At 71.4% G+C, this 15,000-nt stretch carries 11 protein-coding genes; 3 read left to right on the top strand and 8 right to left on the bottom strand.

The genetic code is table 11. The annotated features are described in order from the left end of the window. The first annotated feature begins 2 nt into the window (after window positions 1–2). The 3 genes from BLW78_RS10890 (at window position 3) to BLW78_RS10900 (ending at window position 3,106) form a co-directional block, all read left to right on the top strand. Window positions 3–1,412: an MFS transporter gene (locus tag BLW78_RS10890; protein WP_091679383.1), complete on the top strand. Its 1,410-nt coding sequence runs from the start codon at window positions 3–5 to the stop codon at window positions 1,410–1,412. 76 nt (window positions 1,413–1,488) lie between these two features. Further along, entirely contained in the window at window positions 1,489–2,040 is a 552-nt protein-coding gene (locus tag BLW78_RS10895; RefSeq protein WP_244491937.1) for a Uma2 family endonuclease, read from the top strand. 52 nt (window positions 2,041–2,092) lie between these two features. Next, window positions 2,093–3,106 (top strand): adenosine kinase, encoded by a 1,014-nt coding sequence (locus BLW78_RS10900; protein WP_020092526.1) that lies wholly within the window; start codon window positions 2,093–2,095, stop codon window positions 3,104–3,106. Between the two features lie 54 nt (window positions 3,107–3,160). On the opposite strand, the gene BLW78_RS10905 is transcribed toward BLW78_RS10900, so the two are convergent. The 8 genes from BLW78_RS10905 to BLW78_RS10940 all read right to left on the bottom strand — a co-directional run bounded on the left by BLW78_RS10905 (window position 3,161) and on the right by BLW78_RS10940 (window position 14,938). Continuing rightward, window positions 3,161–4,843, bottom strand: coding sequence for a methyl-accepting chemotaxis protein (locus BLW78_RS10905; protein ID WP_091679764.1), 1,683 nt, complete (start codon window positions 4,841–4,843; stop codon window positions 3,161–3,163). A 189-nt stretch (window positions 4,844–5,032) separates the two neighbouring features. After that, window positions 5,033–6,004 carry an NADPH:quinone oxidoreductase family protein gene (locus BLW78_RS10910; RefSeq protein ID WP_091679386.1) on the bottom strand — a complete coding sequence of 324 codons (972 nt, stop codon included), beginning with the start codon at window positions 6,002–6,004 and terminating at the stop codon, window positions 5,033–5,035. Window positions 6,005–6,059: 55 nt separating this feature from the next. Next, window positions 6,060–8,147 carry a hybrid sensor histidine kinase/response regulator gene (locus BLW78_RS10915; protein ID WP_091679388.1) on the bottom strand — a complete coding sequence of 696 codons (2,088 nt, stop codon included), beginning with the start codon at window positions 8,145–8,147 and terminating at the stop codon, window positions 6,060–6,062. A gap of 220 nt (window positions 8,148–8,367) precedes the next feature. Further along, entirely contained in the window at window positions 8,368–11,526 is a 3,159-nt protein-coding gene (gene polA, locus BLW78_RS10920) for a DNA polymerase I (RefSeq protein ID WP_091679391.1), read from the bottom strand. Window positions 11,527–11,548: 22 nt separating this feature from the next. Then, on the bottom strand, window positions 11,549–11,908 hold the full coding sequence (locus tag BLW78_RS10925; RefSeq protein WP_091679393.1) for a HepT-like ribonuclease domain-containing protein: 360 nt from the start codon (window positions 11,906–11,908) through the stop codon (window positions 11,549–11,551). Next, the gene (locus BLW78_RS10930) at window positions 11,889–12,185 is read right to left on the bottom strand and encodes a nucleotidyltransferase family protein (RefSeq protein WP_020092532.1); all 297 of its coding nucleotides are present in this window, start codon (window positions 12,183–12,185) and stop codon (window positions 11,889–11,891) included. The genes BLW78_RS10925 and BLW78_RS10930 overlap by 20 nt, the downstream gene beginning before the upstream one ends. A gap of 60 nt (window positions 12,186–12,245) precedes the next feature. Then, the gene (locus BLW78_RS10935; RefSeq protein WP_244526916.1) at window positions 12,246–13,727 is read right to left on the bottom strand and encodes a UdgX family uracil-DNA binding protein; all 1,482 of its coding nucleotides are present in this window, start codon (window positions 13,725–13,727) and stop codon (window positions 12,246–12,248) included. Then, on the bottom strand, window positions 13,727–14,938 hold the full coding sequence (locus BLW78_RS10940; protein WP_020092534.1) for a putative DNA modification/repair radical SAM protein: 1,212 nt from the start codon (window positions 14,936–14,938) through the stop codon (window positions 13,727–13,729). Before BLW78_RS10940 ends, BLW78_RS10935 begins: the two co-directional genes overlap by 1 nt. Between the last annotated feature and the right edge of the window lie 62 nt (window positions 14,939–15,000).

Below are 15,000 nucleotides of genomic sequence, written 5' to 3' on the forward strand. Positions count from 1 at the left end.
GCATGGCGACGCGTACGGCAGTCCGGGCTTCCGACGAGGGTCTCGATCCCGGCGCCATCCTGGCCCGCCTCGACCGGCTTCCGGCGACGCCGACGGTCTGGCGCCTCGTGGTGCTGCTCGGCCTCGGCTTCTTCTTCGAGCTCTACGACCTGCTGTTCACCGGCTACGTCGCGCCGGGCCTCGTCAAGGCCGGGATCCTCACGCCGACGACCCCGGGCCTGTTCGGCGCCAGCGGCGTCGCGAGCTTCGTGGCGGCCCTCTTCACTGGCCTGTTCATCGGCACCATCGCCTGCGGCTGGCTCGCCGACCGGTTCGGGCGGCGGGCGATCTTCACGTGGTCGCTGCTGTCCTACACCGCCGCCAACGTGGTGATGGCCTGCCAGAGCGACGCCTTCGGCCTCAATCTCTGGCGCCTGATCGCGGGGATCGGCCTCGGCCTGGAGATGGTGACGATCGGCAGCTACCTGTCCGAGCTGGTGCCGAAGGCGATCCGGGGCCGGGCCTTCGCCCTGTGCCAGGGCATCGGCTTCACCGCCGTGCCGGTCGTGGCGTTCCTGTCCTACCTGCTGATCCCGGCGGCGCCCCTCGGCATCGACGGGTGGCGCTGGGTGGTGCTGATCGGCGCCTCGGCGGCGATCGTGGTCTGGTGGATGCGGGCGGGCCTGCCGGAGAGCCCGCGCTGGCTCGTCGAGCACGGCCGTCTCGCGGAGGCCGAGGCGGTCCTGCGGCGGCTGGAGGCGCGGATCGCGGACGAGCATGGGCGCCCGCTTCCCGCACCGGCCGCGCCGGAGCCGGTGCAGCCGCGCGGCGCGTTCCGCGACATGTGGGTCCAGCCCTACCGGCGCCGCGCCCTGATGATGGCGGGGTTCAACGTCTTCCAGACGGTCGGCTTCTACGGCTTCGCCAACTGGGTGCCGACCCTCCTGGTGGCCCAGGGCATCACGGTGACGTCGAGCCTCGCCTACACGGCGCTGATCGCGCTCGCCGCCCCGGTCGGGCCCCTGATCGGCCTCGCCATCGCCGACCGGTTCGAGCGCAAGCACGTCATCGTGGCCGCCGCCCTCCTCTACATCGCCTGCGGCCTGGCCTTCGCGCAGACGCGGGACGTCACCGTCATCGTGGCGCTCGGCATCGGCCTGACGCTGGCCTCGAACGTGATGTCGTACAGCTTCCACGCCTATCAGGCCGAGCTGTTCCCCACGGGCATCCGGGCCCGGGCGGTCGGCTTCGTCTATTCCTGGAGCCGCTTCTCGGCGATCTTCACCGGCTTCGTCATCGCGTTCGTGCTGCGGGAGGCCGGGACGCCGGGCGTGTTCCTGTTCATCTCGGCGGCGATGTTGGCCGCGGGCCTGCTCGTCGGGCTGCTGGGTCCCCGGACGCGGGACGTCGCGCTGGAGAAGATCGCGGGGTGAGGCCCGTGAGGAGCACAGCTCCCGGCAAGCCGAATCCGTGCTAACCTCGGGCATGGTCGCTCAGCCGAGATCCCGGATGACGGTCGACGAGTTTCTCGCCTGGGCCGAGGGGCAGCCGGGGCGCTTCGAGCTGGTCGATGGCGAGGTGTTCGCGATGTCGCCGGAGCGCGTTCGGCATGCCGAGGTCAAGGCGGCCACCTATCTGGCGCTCCGGTCCGCACTGAAGCAAGCGGGGAGCGCCTGCTACGCGCTGCCGGATGGCATCAGCGTTCGCGTCGATCGGGATACGGTCTTCGAGCCCGACGCCCTCGTTTACTGCGGGATGCGCGCTGACCCCGATGCGACCGAGATCACCGATCCCGTCATCGTCGTCGAGGTTCAGTCGCCGGGCACACGCGCGGTGGACTCGGGCCTGAAATTGACCCGCTACTTCGGTCTGGAGAGCGTCATCCACTATCTGATCGTGGATCCGGTGAAGCGTCTCGTCATCCATCACCGCCGCGCGCAGGGCGGCCTGATCGAGACCCGCATCGCGACCCGGGAGACGCTGGACCTGACGCCCCCCGGCCTGCGCCTGCCCGTGCCGGAGCTGTTCGCCGACCTCGCGCCCGCCGACGACGGCGCTTGATCCGATCCGAGGCGGATGCCACAGCGGCGCGAACGCGAATCAGGACGCCCGGATGACTGCACCCCTCGATCTCCTCGTGCTCGGCAACGCGATCGTCGACGTGATCGCCCGCACGGACGACGCCTTCCTGTCGGCGCAGGGCGTCACCAAGGGCGCGATGCAGCTCATCGACGAGCCGCGGGCCGAGGCGCTGTTCCAGGCGATGGGACCGGCGACGATCGTGTCGGGCGGCTCGGGCGCCAACACCGCGGTCGGCGCGGCGCTCCTCGGGGCCAAGACCGGCTTCGTCGGCAAGGTCCGGAACGACGAGCTCGGCGGCCTGTTCAGCCACGACCTCAAGGCGACCGGCGTCGACTTCGCCGTCCCGGCCGCCGCCGAGGGGCCGGCCACCGCCCGGTGCTTCGTGCTCGTGACGCCGGACGGCGAGCGCACGATGAACACGTATCTCGGCGCCTGCCAGGGCCTGTCGCCCGACGACGTCGACAAGGCGCTCGTGAGCTCGGCCCGCGTCGTCTATCTCGAGGGCTACCTGTGGGATCCGCCGGCCGCCAAGGACGCGTTCCGCAAGGCCGCGCAGCTCGCCCATCAGGCGGGCAACGCCGTCGCGCTGACCCTCTCGGACGCGTTCTGCGTGGGCCGCTACCGCGACGAGTTCCTCGGCCTCGTGCGGGACGGCAGCATCGACATCCTGTTCGCCAACATGGCCGAGCTGCAGAGCCTCTACGAGACCGACGATCCCGAGGCCGCCGTGGCGGCCCTGCGCGACGAGCGCAACGCCCGCGGCCGGCACCTGCTCGGCCTCGTCACGCGCTCGGCCGACGGCGCCCTGGTGGTTCAGGGCGGCGAGGTCCGGGCCGTCGAGGCGAGCCCGGTCCAGACCGTGGTCGACACGACCGGCGCGGGCGACCTGTTCGCGGCCGGCTTCCTGGCCGGGCACGCCCGCGGGCTCGACAACGTCGCCAGCGCCCGCCTGGGCACGCTCGCGGCCGCCGAGGTCATCCAGCACATCGGCGCCCGCCCGCAGGCGGATCTGGTCGGCCTGGCCAAGGCGCGCGGGCTCCTCTGAGTCGGCGCGCCGGGCGCGCGGCCGAAGGTCCGCGTTTGCGCCGATCCCGCGCGCTCAGGCCGCGCGGACGGTCGCGAGGAAGCGCGTCACCTCGTCCCTGAGGTGGCCGGACCGGTTCGACAGCTCCGAGGCTGCCGTGAGAACCTGATCGGCCGCCGCTCCTGTCCCCTTCGCCGCGTCGGCGACGCCCGTGATGGTGCTGGTGACGTCCGCTGCCCCCTGGGCGGCCTGGGAGACGTTGCGGACGATCTCCTGCGTCGCGGCGCCCTGCTGCTCCACGGCGCTGGCGATCCGCGTCGCCACCGCGCTGAGTTCCTGGACCCGACCGCCGATGCGTCCGATCGCCGTGACGGCGTCGCCGGTGGAAGACTGGATCCGGGCGACGTGGCCGCCGATCTCGTCGGTTGCCCGCGCGGTCTGACCGGCCAGTTCCTTCACCTCCGCGGCCACGACGGCGAAACCGCGTCCCGCCGCGCCGGCCCGCGCCGCCTCGATCGTGGCGTTCAGCGCGAGGAGATTCGTCTGCTCGGCGATGGTCGAGATCAGGGTCACGACATGACCGATCTGGATCGCCGCCCCGTTCAGATCCTGAACCAAGTGAGCGGTCGCCTCCGCGTCCGCGACCGCCGACTGTGTCAGTTCCGTCGAACCCGCGACCTGGCGGCCGATCTCCTGGACAGAGGCGCCGAGTTCCTCGGCCGCCGCCGCCGCGACGCTGACGGTGCTGGCGGCGCGTTCGGCCGCGCTCGCCACCCGGATGGAGCGATCGGCGGTGTCGGCGGCCGCCTCGTTCATGGCCGAGGCCGTGTCCTGCAGCGCGGCGACGGCGGCCGAGACCGTGCCGATGATGCCGCCGACCGTGCCCTCGAAGGCGTCGGCGATCCGGTGCATGCCGCTCCGCCGCTCCGCCTCGGCCGTGGCGCGGGCCTGTGCGGCGTCGTGCTCGAGCGTGCGCGCCCGGATCAGGCCGTCCTTGAAGACCTGGACGGACGCCGCCATGACGCCGATCTCGTCCCCGCGCTCGGAACCGCCGACGGCCGCGTCGAGGTCGTCGGCCGCGAGCCGGCCCATGGTTCCGGCCAGGGACCGGATCGGGCGGGCGACCCGGTGCCAGACCCACCAGACCGCCGCGCCGGTCATGAGCAACCCGATGACCGCGAGCGCGACGGTGACGGACCACGCCGTCCGGAACGCGTCCTCGGAGCGCTGGACCGAGACGTTCGTGCCCTCGGCGGTGACCTGGGCGAGATCCGCCAGGGCATCGAAGGCGGCCACGAGCGGCGGGCGGGCGGGCGCGATGGCGTCGCGGGCCGCGTTCCGGTCGCCGCGCCTGAGCGGCACGAGGATCGCCTCCTGGGCGACGCGATAGACCTTCCACCGCCCCTCGAACGCGTCCCAGAGCGCGCGCTCCCGGGGCGTCGTCGCGCGCGCGCGGTAGCTCTGGAAGGCCTCGGGGATGGACCGATCCATCTCGACGAACTCGTCATCGAGGTCCCGGTTCTCACCGTCGTCGACGGCGACGACCTTGCGAATCGTCGTCGTGTGGTACCGCAGCATCAGGAATCGAATCGTATGGAGATCGTTGTCCTTGCGCACCCAGACGTCGCGGGTCTCCACGGCGGCGGCGTTGATGGCCTGTATCTGCATCAAACCGACGGCCGAGCTTGCCAGGAAAAGCAGAAAGCCGACAATCGAGGGCAGTATCAGCTTCGATACGATACTTCTTCGCAGTCTCATCTCGGGCACCACAGAGGACGACACCGTCGCGTCGGGATGCATGAAGATGAAAGACAGATTTTTCCGCAACCTCTACTGCGGCAGCGATCTGCGCCGCAGATCGGCGCGGAACGCATAGCGCGTCGCCCGCCGACGCCGCGCTGCGGGTCGCGCGCCGATCCGGGCTGAGGCGGGCGGCCGCGCCCCGGTTTAGGGCCGCAGGAGAACCTTGCCCACCGCCGCGCGGCGGGTCAGGAGGCCGAAGGCCTCCGGGTACTCCGCCAGCGGGTAGACGCCGTGGACCTGCGCGGTGAGCCTGCCCTCGGCGACCCAGTCGAGGAGCCGGCGCTGATCGGCCCGGTGCGCCTCCGGCTCCCGGTCCAGGAAGGCGCCCCAGTGGACGCCCTGCACGTCGAGTTCCTTGAGGAGCATCAGGTTCAGCGGCAGCCGCGGGATGGCGCCGGCGGCGAAGCCGATCACGAGGAAGCGCCCGCGCCAGCCGAGCGCCCGCAGGGCCGGCTCCGCGTAGGCGTCGCCAACCGCGTCGTAGACCACGTCGATCCCGCCGCCCGAGATCCGGCGCAGCTCGTCCTTGAGCGTCGCCGGGTCGTAGACGACGCCCGCCTCGGCGCCGTGGGCGCGGGCGACCGATAGCTTCTCCTCCGAGGAGGCGCAGGCGATCACCCGGGCGCCCATCAGCCGGCCGAGCTCGACGGCGGCGAGGCCGACGCCCCCGGAGGCGCCGAGGACCGCCAGCCACTCGCCGGGCCGCAGGCGCGCGCGGTTCGCCAGGGCGTGCAGCGAGGTGCCGTAGGTGATGGTCAGCCCGGCCGCCTGCTCGTCCGGCACGGCGTCCGGCACCGGCGTGAGCCGGGCGGCGTCGAGGGCGATCAGCTCCGCGCAGCAGCCGTGCCCGGCATGGACGATCACCCGGTCGCCCACGGACACGCCCGCGGCGCCCTCGCCCAGCGCCTCGACCACGCCGACCCCCTCGCCGCCCGGCGAGAACGGCAGGGTCGGCTTCACTTGGTAGCGCCCGGCGGTGATCAGCGTGTCGAAGAAGTTCAGGGCCGCCAGCCGTATCCGCACCAGCGCCTGCCCGGGGCCCGGCACCGGGTCGGGGCGCTCGACGATCTCCAGATGGTCCGGCCCGTCGAGCCTCGTGCACAGCAGCGCCCGCATGGCGTCCCTCCTCCCCGGCGTTTCCCGGCCGATCAGGCCCGAACCGACCGTGCGGTCAAGCCGTTCCGATCATCTCGCGGATGCGGGCGCCCAGCACCTCCACCACGAACGGCTTGGTGATGACCTGCATCCCGGCCTCGAGGGGCCCGTTGCCGAAGACCGCGCTCTCGGCGTAGCCGGTGACGAACAGGACCTTGAGGCCCGGCCGCGTGAGCCGCCCGGCCTCGGCCATCTGGCGCCCGTTCATGCCCCCCGGCAATCCGATGTCGGACACCAGCAGGTCGATGCGCACGTCGGATTGCAGCACTTTGAGGCCGGCCGCGCTGTCGGCGGCCTCGATCGCCGTGTAGCCGAGATCCTCCAGCACCTCGGTGACCAGCATGCGCACGGTCGGCTCGTCGTCGACCACCAGCACGGTCTCGCCCGGCGCGGCCCGCGGCGGCGCGCCGACGGCGGCGTGCGCGTCCTCCTCGGCGACCGCGCCGCGGTGGCGGGGCAGGTACAGGCAGACCGTCGTGCCCCTGCCGACCTCCGAGTGGATCCGCACCTGGCCGCCCGATTGCTGCGCGAAGCCGTAGATCATCGACAGGCCGAGGCCGGTGCCCTGCCCCAGGGGCTTCGTGGTGAAGAACGGCTCGAACACCTTGCCGACGATCTCCGGCGCCATGCCGCTGCCGGTGTCGGTGACGCACAGCGACAGGTACTGGCCCGGCGGCATGTCGTGGCGCCGGGCGGCGCGCTCGTCGAGCCACGCATTGGCGGTCTCGATCGCGATGCGGCCGCCCTCCGGCATCGCGTCCCGGGCGTTGATGCACAGGTTGAGGAGCGCGTTCTCGAGCTGCGGCGGGTCGACCAGGGCCGGCCAGAGGCCGGGCGGCGCCACGACCTCGACCACCACGGCGGGGCCCACGGTGCGGCGGATCAGCTCCTCCATGCCGACCACCAGCCGGTTCACGTCGGTGGGCTTCGGGTCGAGGGTCTGGCGACGCGAGAAGGCGAGCAGCCGGTGGGTCAGCGCCGCGGCCCGTTTCGAGGCCCCCTGCGCCGCGTTGATGTAGCGGTCGACGTCCATGACGCGGCCCTGGCCGAGCCGGGTCTGGATCAGCTCCAGCGAGCCGGAGATGCCGGCGAGCAGGTTGTTGAAGTCGTGGGCGATGCCGCCGGTCAGCTGGCCGACCGCCTCCATCTTCTGCGACTGGCGCAGGGCCTCCTCGGCGGCGGCCAGGGCGTCGGCGCGCTCGCGCTCCGCGGTGAAGTCGCGGCCGACGGCGTTGATGACGCCTTCCCCCGGCCGGGCCGCCCAACTGATCCAGCGATAGCCGCCGTCCCGGTGGCGGTAGCGGTTGTCGAAGCGCGCGAGGCTCGACCCCGCGGAGAGCTGGCGCGCGCCCTCGACGGTGCGGTCGAGATCGTCCGGGTGGACGAAGGCGATGAGCTTGGTTCCGATCAGCTCGTCCGGGCGCCAGCCCAGCACCTCGGTCCAGGCCGGGTTCACCGCGGTGATCGTCCCGTCGAACAGGCAGCGCAGCATCATGTCGGACGAGAGCGTCCACAGGGCGTTGCGGTCGGCCGTCCGCTCCTCGACCTGGTGCGCCAGGGTCGCGTTCAGGTCGCGCAGCTCCGCGAGCGCCGCCTCGAGCCGTCCCTGGCTCTCCTTGAGGGCGGCGTCCGCCAGGACCCGGCCGGTGGTCTCGTTGGTGAGGATGAACAGGCCGGCGACCAGGCCCTCGGCGTCGAGAACCCGCGAGTACGAGAAGGTCCACCACGTCTCGCGCGCGCCCCGATCGGTGTCGAGCTGCCACGGCAGGTCGACGAAACGCTCCGGGCGGCCCGCCATCGCGGCGTCGATGATCGGTTTGGCCTGATCCCAGGCATCGGCCCAGACCACGTCGAACCGCTCGCCCATCGCCCAGGGCAGCCGCGGACCGAGGAGCGGGAAGTAGGTGTCGTTGAAGAAGAAGTGGAGGTCGGGCCCCCAGGCCAGGATCATCGATTCCGGCGAGTTGAGGACGAGCGACAGGGCCGCGCGGAACTCCGCCGGCCACGTCTGCGGAAGCCCAAGGGGATGATCCGACCAGTCGCGCGCGCGGATCATCCGCGCGGCCTCGCCGCCGCCGGAGAGGAAGGGGAAGGGGTCGGTCACGGGCTCTGAGCGATGCAGGTCATGGGCGTACGGCGTATGACCGTCTTCGGCGGCATCTCCAAGCTGCCCGGTCGCGGTTCGACGACGTCGTCTCAGCGCGCCGCCGTCCTCGCGAGCGGAGCGAAGCGACCCAGGGCTACGGGACGTCGGCAAGCGCGGCGCCGACTGGATCGCCTCGCTCCGCTCGCGAAGACGGCCGGCTGAGCCTCGGTCCGACCCGTCAATGCGCCTCCTGCCAGTTGCCCGCCGCGTTGGCCTCGACCACCAGCGGCACCTTCAGGGTCAGGGCCGGCGCCGGCGCCTCCTCCATGACGCCGCGGATGATCGGGATCGTCCGCTCCACCTCGTCCTCGGCCGCCTCGAACACCAGCTCGTCGTGCACCTGCAGCAGCATGCGCGCCCTGAGCTTCTTCGCGGCGAGGGCCGCCTCCATCCGCGTCATGGCCCGCCGGATGATGTCGGCGGCCGAGCCCTGGATCGGCGCGTTGATCGCCTGCCGCTCGACGCTGGCGCGCTCGGAGGGGTTGTTGGAGCGGATCTGCGGGTAGTGGCACACGCGGCCGAACAGGGTCGTGACGTAGCCCTTGTCGCGGCAGCTCTTCTTGGTGGTCTCGATGTAGTCCCGGATGCCCGGGAACTGCTCGAAATACTGCTTGATGAACGCCGAGGCCTCCTCGCGGCCGATGCCGAGCCGGTCGGCGAGGCCGAAGGCCGAGATGCCGTAGATGATGCCGAAGTTGATGGTCTTCGCCCGGCGCCGCAGGTCGGGCGTCATCGTCTTGAGCGGCACGCCGAACATCGCCGAGGCCGTCGCCGCATGGATGTCGATCCCGTCCTCGAACGCCTTCCGGAGTTCCGGGATGTCGGCCATGTGGGCCAGCAGCCGCAGCTCGATCTGCGAGTAGTCGGCCGAGATCAGCCGGTTGCCGGGCGCCGCCACGAAGGCGCGGCGGATCCGGCGACCCTCCTCGGTGCGGATCGGGATATTCTGCAGGTTCGGCTCGGAGGAGGACAGCCGCCCCGTGGTGGTCGCCGCCAGCGAGAACGAGGTGTGGACCCGCGCCGTCTCGCGGTCGGCATGGGCCTGGAGCGCGTCCGTGTAGGTGGATTTCAGCTTCGAGAGCTGCCGCCATTCCAGGATCTTCTTGGGCAGCTCGTGGCCCGCCTGGGCCAGCTCCTCCAGCAGGGTCGCGGGCGTGGCCCACTGGCCCGACGGCGTCTTCTTGGCCCCCGGCAGACCCATCTTCCCGAACAGGATGTCGCCGATCTGCTTCGGCGAGCCGACCGAGAATTTCTCCCCGGCATCCTCCTGGATCTCCTCCTCCAGGCGGACGAGGATCTGCGAGAAATCCCCGGATAGGCGGCTCAGCATCTCCCGGTCGACGCGGATGCCGCGCTGCTCCATCCGGGCGATCACCGGCAGCAGGGGCCGCTCCAGGGTCTCGTAGACGGCGACCCGATGCTCGGCCACGAGGCGCGGCTTCATCATCCGCCACAGGCGCAGGGTCACGTCGGCGTCCTCGGCCGCGTAGGCGGTGGCCTTGTCGATGGCGACGCGGTCGAACGTCACCTTGTTGCGGCCGGTGCCGGCCACGTCCGAGAAGGTGATCGGCTGGTGGCCGAGGTGCCGGCGGGCCAGCTCGTCCATGCCGTGGCCGCCCTTGCCGGCGTCGAGCACGTACGAGATCAGCATCGTGTCGTCGAACGGCGCGACCTCGATGCCGTAGCGGGCGAGCACCACCCAGTCGTACTTGAGGTTCTGGCCGACCTTCAGGACGCCGGGGTGCTCGAGGAGCGGCTTCAGCCGGGCGACGGCCTCCTTCAGGGGGATCTGGCCCGGCACCGGCTCGACCACGTCGGAGGGCGCGGCGCCCTCGCCGAACAGGTCGGTGGCGTCCGCCTGCACCTTGGCGGCCTGGACGTGGGCCAGCGGGATGTAGCAGGCCCGGCCGGTGGCGACCGCCAGCGAGACGCCGACGAGGCCGGCCCTGTGGGCATCGAGCGAGTCGGTCTCGGTATCGACCGCGATCACGCCGGCCTCCTCGGCCTCGGCGATCCAGGCGTCGAGCTGCTCCAGGGACGAGACCGTCTCGTAGGCGGCGGTGTCGAACGGCGCCACGGATTCCGCGGCCCGGGCCGCCACCACGTTGCCGGGTGTCGCCTCGACGGGCGCCCGGGGCTTGGCGGGCGCGTCCGGCAGGTCGAGATCGGCGAAGGGATCGATCTCGCCGCCCTCCGGCGGGGCGGCGCCCGGCGGTCGCTCGGCCCCGGCGGCGGCGGTCTCGGGATCCGGCGGCACGGAATCGCCGAAGAACGGCACCGCGTCGCTGCCGCCGGCGGCGTTGCCGTAGCCGTGCGGCCGGGCGCCCGGCAGGAGGCGCGGATCGGGCTTCACCGCCTCGGGATCGACGTGCAGCATCTGGGCGATGCGGCGCGTCAGCGTGTTGAACTCCATCGCCTTCAGGAAGCCGACCAGCTTCTCGGGATTGGGCTGAGGCACGCCGAGGTCGTCCAGCGGCACCGGGACCGGTACGTCCTCCATCAGCGCCACGAGCCTGCGCGACAGCTTGGCCTGATCCACGTTGGCGAGCAGCGTCTCCCGCCGCTTGGGCTGCTTGATCTCGCCCGCCCGCTCCAGCAGGGCCTCGAGGCTGCCGAACTCCTTGATCAGCGCCGCGGCCGTCTTCAGGCCGATGCCGGGCACGCCCGGCACGTTGTCGGAGGTGTCGCCGATGAGCGCCAGCGCGTCGCCGATCTGGTTCGGTTGCAGGCCCTCCCACTTGGCGACGATCGCCTCGACGTCGAGGTTGCGCTCGGGCCGGTAGCCGGGCTTGCCCTTGGCACCCGACTCGAAATCGTAGAACCGCACCTGCGGCCCGACGAGCTGCATCAGGTCCTTGTCGGACGAGACGATGATGACGCCTGCGCCCCGCGCCTCGGCCTGGCGGGTGTAGGTGGCGATGAGATCATCGGCCTCGTAGCGCTCCAGCTCCACCGCGTGCAGGCCGAAGGCGCGCACCGCGTCGCGCATCAGCGGCATCTGGCGCTTCAGGTCGTCGGGCGCGTCCGGGCGGTGGCCCTTGTAGTCGGGGAACATCTCCTTGCGGAACGAGCCCTCCGACTTGTCGAAGACGATCCCGAGATGGCTCGGCATGGTGCCGGCGGCGCCGTCCTGCAGGAACTGCGCGATCTTGGTGCAGAACAGCCGCACGGCGCCGGTGGGCAGCCCGTCGGAGGGACGCGAATTGTACTTCTGGTCCTGGTTGATCGACTGGAAATAGGCCCGGAAGATGAAGGACGAGCCGTCGACCAGGATCACCTGATCGCCGGGTCCGACGGGCTTGGTCTCGGGGCTCGAGTCGGGCTTCGAGTCGGTCATGGGCTCAGGCGGCTCGGGGCGATCAGGAGTCGGGCGCGCGGGCGATTTCGGCGCGGCAGGCCGCGACGAGAACGGGCAATTCGTGGTGGACGGTGAGCCAGACGATGTCCAGCGTCACCCGATGATAGCTGTGGCGATAAAAGTTCCCCGCATCCGCGATCTGACGCCACGGCACGGCGGGATATCGGGCTCTCGTCTCGGCGCTCAATCGGCGGCTCGCCTCCGAGATGATCTCCAGGCAGCGCACGACCGCGAAGTGGGTGCGTTCGTCTGCCTCGAACGTCTCGAGCGTGAATCCCGCCAAGAAGCGGGCAACGCGCTCCGCGTTGGCGATCATGTCGGCGCAGGCGGCCCGCTCGCGTTCAGAAGGCGGAAATGGCATCGCGCTCCGCGTGCGTGCGAACCCGATCCTTCAGGGCCGCCCGATCCGCCACGTCGACCCGGATCGGAAAGAGATCATCGATGAAGTGGCACAGGCCGACATAGCCGAAGAGACCGCCCACGACGGACACATCGATCTCGATCATCACGTCGAGATCGCTGTCGGCCCGCGCCTCCCCCCGGGCGACCGAACCGAACAGAGCCGCGTGCAGCACGCCGCGGCGGCGCAGTTCCGCCTCGTTGGCGCGCAGGATGTCGAGGGCGGCGAGCTTGTCCATGGCGGCGGGACCGGAGGGAATCGGCAGCCGTCAGCATAGCAGAAGCGCGGCAGAGGAGGATCAGGCCGCCAGCTCGCGCCCGAGCGCCTCCACCCGGCGCAGGTCGTCCACGAAGGCCGCGTAGGCCTCCGCCTTCGCCTCGTCCGGCAGCCGGAGCAGGTAGGACGGGTGGACCGTGATGAAGCCCTGGAATCGGTTGTCGTGCCGGTCGAAGCGGAACGGGCCGCGCGCCCGGGTGATCGGGATCGCCTTGCCGGTCAGCGCCAGCACGGCGGTCGCGCCGAGCGCCACGACGAGCTTCGGACCGACGAATTCGAGCTCCCGGTCGAGCCACCACCGGTAGTGGCTGACCTCACCGGCTGTCGGCTTCTGGTGGATGCGGCGCTTGCCGCGCTCCTCGAACTTGAAGTGCTTGACCGCGTTCGTCAGGTAGCTCGCGCCCCGGTCGATCCCGGCCTCCGCCATGGCGCGGGAGAGCAGCTGGCCGGCGGGCCCGACGAAGGGCCGGCCCTGCCTGTCCTCCTGGTCGCCGGGCTGCTCGCCCACGAAGGCCACCGTCGCCCCGACCGACCCCTCGCCGAGCACGGCCTGGGTAGCCCCCGGAACCAGCGGCTCGGTCCGGCGGATGATCGCGTTCAGCTCGTCGAGGTTCTTGGGATCCTGGTCGGCCATGGCGGCGACGGCCCGGGCGGGTTCGCGGCGTGTGGGCAAGGTCGGCTCCCTCTCGATCATGGCTTCGGTGCGCCCGGCCGCCGCCCGGACCAGGGCCGGGATCGCGGCCGTCTCGGGCATGTTGTGCCAGTACTTCTTGGGCATCTCCGCCCGCATCGCCTTCAGGTTGGTGCGGGCCGGGTTGAACGTGCTCTCGTAATAGGTCTGCCAGCCGGCCTCGAAGCCGTCGCCCTCCGGAAGTTGGGCACGGTCGCCGGGCGGCCCGAAAGTCAGGGTCTCGGTGTCCCAATGGGCCGAGCCCTCGGGCGTCAGGATCGACCAGCGCATCCCGCGGAAGCGATCGACGAAGAACGGTGCCGCCGCCTCGAGGATGTGGTGGTCCGGCTCGAACCACGCGACGTAGCGCTCGCCGTCCGGTCCCTCCGCCCGGCGGAAGCGCAGGAAGGCGTGCATCTTGTGGAGGTCGCGCCCGATCGCCTTCGCCATCCGGTGCAGGCGGTGGACCAGCGGGTCGCTACCGACCTCCATCAGGTGCCGCTCGCCGCGGCAGACGCGCCAGATCAGCGCGTAGAGCAGGCCGTAGCGCTCCGGATCGCGGTGGGGAATGACTTGCGGGATCAGGCCGGCGACGGCCTTCGGCAGGACGAGCGGCGTGCCGCTCGCCGGCTCGGCGTCGCTGCCGAACAGGCCGGGCGCGTCCGACACAGACCACGTCACGGCCTCGGGGGCGACGCCCTGCGCGACAAGGCTTCGGGCGGCTTTGCGGAAACCGTCGAGATCGGCGCCGGGGCGCAGCGCGACGGAGCGCGGCGACCGCGCATCCCCCCTCTCCACGGAGGCAGACGGAAACGGCACGGGCCCCGCCCCCATCAGAACAGGCTCAGCTGCGCCGCGGGCTCGACCAGCCGCGTCCGCAGGTCGAGCCGGTCGGTCAACCCGACCGGCCGATGGTCGGCAGCCACCAGGAACGGCCGCGCCCGCTTCAATCCGGAGGTCAGCCGGGCGACGTCGTCGAGGCGCAGGGTCGCGTGGCGGCGCGCCCTGACGATCTTGTCGACCGCCCGCGCCCCGAGCCCCGGCACCCGCAGCAGCCATTCCCGGTCGGCGCGGTTCACGTCCACGGGGAACTTGTCCCGGTGCTTCAGCGCCCAGGCGAGCTTCGGGTCGATGTCGAGGGCGAGCATCCCGCCCTCGGAGGCGTCGGCCACCTCGTCGGGGGTGAATTCGTAGTACCGGAGCAGCCAGTCGGCCTGGTACAGGCGGTGCTCGCGCTGGAGCGGCGGCGGCTTCGGCGGCAGGATCGCCGACCCGTCCGGGATCGGACTGTAGGCGGAGTAGTAGACCCGCTTCAGGCCGACGCTGCCGTAGAGGAGCGCGCTCTTGCGGATCAGGGCCTCGTCGGTGGTGGTGTCCGCCCCGACGATCACCTGCGTCGAGTGGCCGGCCGGCGAGAAGCGGCGCTTCTCGGCCTTGGCCTGCACGATCCGCTCGCCGATCTGCGCCATCGCCCCCTGGATCGCGGCGCCGTCCTTCTCGGGCGCGAGCCGCTCCAGGCTCGCCTCGGTCGGCAGCTCGACGTTGATCGAGAGCCGGTCGGCGTAGAGGCCTGCCTCCTCGATCAGCCAGGGGCTCGCCTCCGGGATCGACTTGAGATGGATGTAGCCGGCAAAACCGTGGTCGCGCCGGAGCGACTTCGCCACGCGGGTCAGCAGCTCCATCGTGTGGTCGGGCGACTTGATGATGCCGGAGGAGAGGAACAGCCCCTCGATGTAGTTGCGCCGGTAGAAGTTCAGGGTGAGGTTCACGACCTCCTCCACGGTGAACTTCGCCCGCCGTACGTTCGAGGAGCGCCGGTTCACGCAGTACGCGCAGTCGAACAGGCACCAGTTCGTCAGCAGGATCTTGAGGAGCGAGACGCACCGCCCGTCGGGCGTGTAGGCGTGGCAGATCCCGGCCCCGGTGGTCGATCCGAGCCCGTCCTTGCCGGCCGCCCGCTTCGGCGCGGCCGAGGAGGCGCAGGAAGCGTCGTACTTGGCGGCGTCCGCGAGGATGCGCAGCTTCTTGGCCAGGGTCTCGTCCATCGAACAGACAATGAACAACGCGGCCGAAGGTGCAAGGCCGGCGCGGCGTTCACCCCGGGCCG

Origin of the sequence: Methylobacterium sp. 275MFSha3.1 (assembly GCF_900108435.1) — a bacterium.
Lineage (GTDB): Bacteria > Pseudomonadota > Alphaproteobacteria > Rhizobiales > Beijerinckiaceae > Methylobacterium.

Excerpts from the sequence above, each read along its gene's own strand:
- BLW78_RS10900 (WP_020092526.1), top strand. The coding sequence starts at position 2,093 with ATGACTGCACCCCTCGATCTCCTCGTGCTCGGCAACGCGATCGTCGAC.
- polA (WP_091679391.1), bottom strand. The coding sequence starts at position 11,526 with ATGACCGACTCGAAGCCCGACTCGAGCCCCGAGACCAAGCCCGTCGGA.
- BLW78_RS10930 (WP_020092532.1), bottom strand. The coding sequence starts at position 12,185 with ATGGACAAGCTCGCCGCCCTCGACATCCTGCGCGCCAACGAGGCGGAA.
- BLW78_RS10895 (WP_244491937.1), top strand. The coding sequence starts at position 1,489 with ATGACGGTCGACGAGTTTCTCGCCTGGGCCGAGGGGCAGCCGGGGCGC.
- BLW78_RS10905 (WP_091679764.1), bottom strand. The coding sequence starts at position 4,843 with ATGAGACTGCGAAGAAGTATCGTATCGAAGCTGATACTGCCCTCGATT.
- BLW78_RS10940 (WP_020092534.1), bottom strand. The coding sequence starts at position 14,938 with ATGGACGAGACCCTGGCCAAGAAGCTGCGCATCCTCGCGGACGCCGCC.
- BLW78_RS10890 (WP_091679383.1), top strand. The coding sequence starts at position 3 with ATGGCGACGCGTACGGCAGTCCGGGCTTCCGACGAGGGTCTCGATCCC.
- BLW78_RS10925 (WP_091679393.1), bottom strand. The coding sequence starts at position 11,908 with ATGCCATTTCCGCCTTCTGAACGCGAGCGGGCCGCCTGCGCCGACATG.
- BLW78_RS10910 (WP_091679386.1), bottom strand. The coding sequence starts at position 6,004 with ATGCGGGCGCTGCTGTGCACGAGGCTCGACGGGCCGGACCATCTGGAG.
- BLW78_RS10935 (WP_244526916.1), bottom strand. The coding sequence starts at position 13,727 with ATGGGGGCGGGGCCCGTGCCGTTTCCGTCTGCCTCCGTGGAGAGGGGG.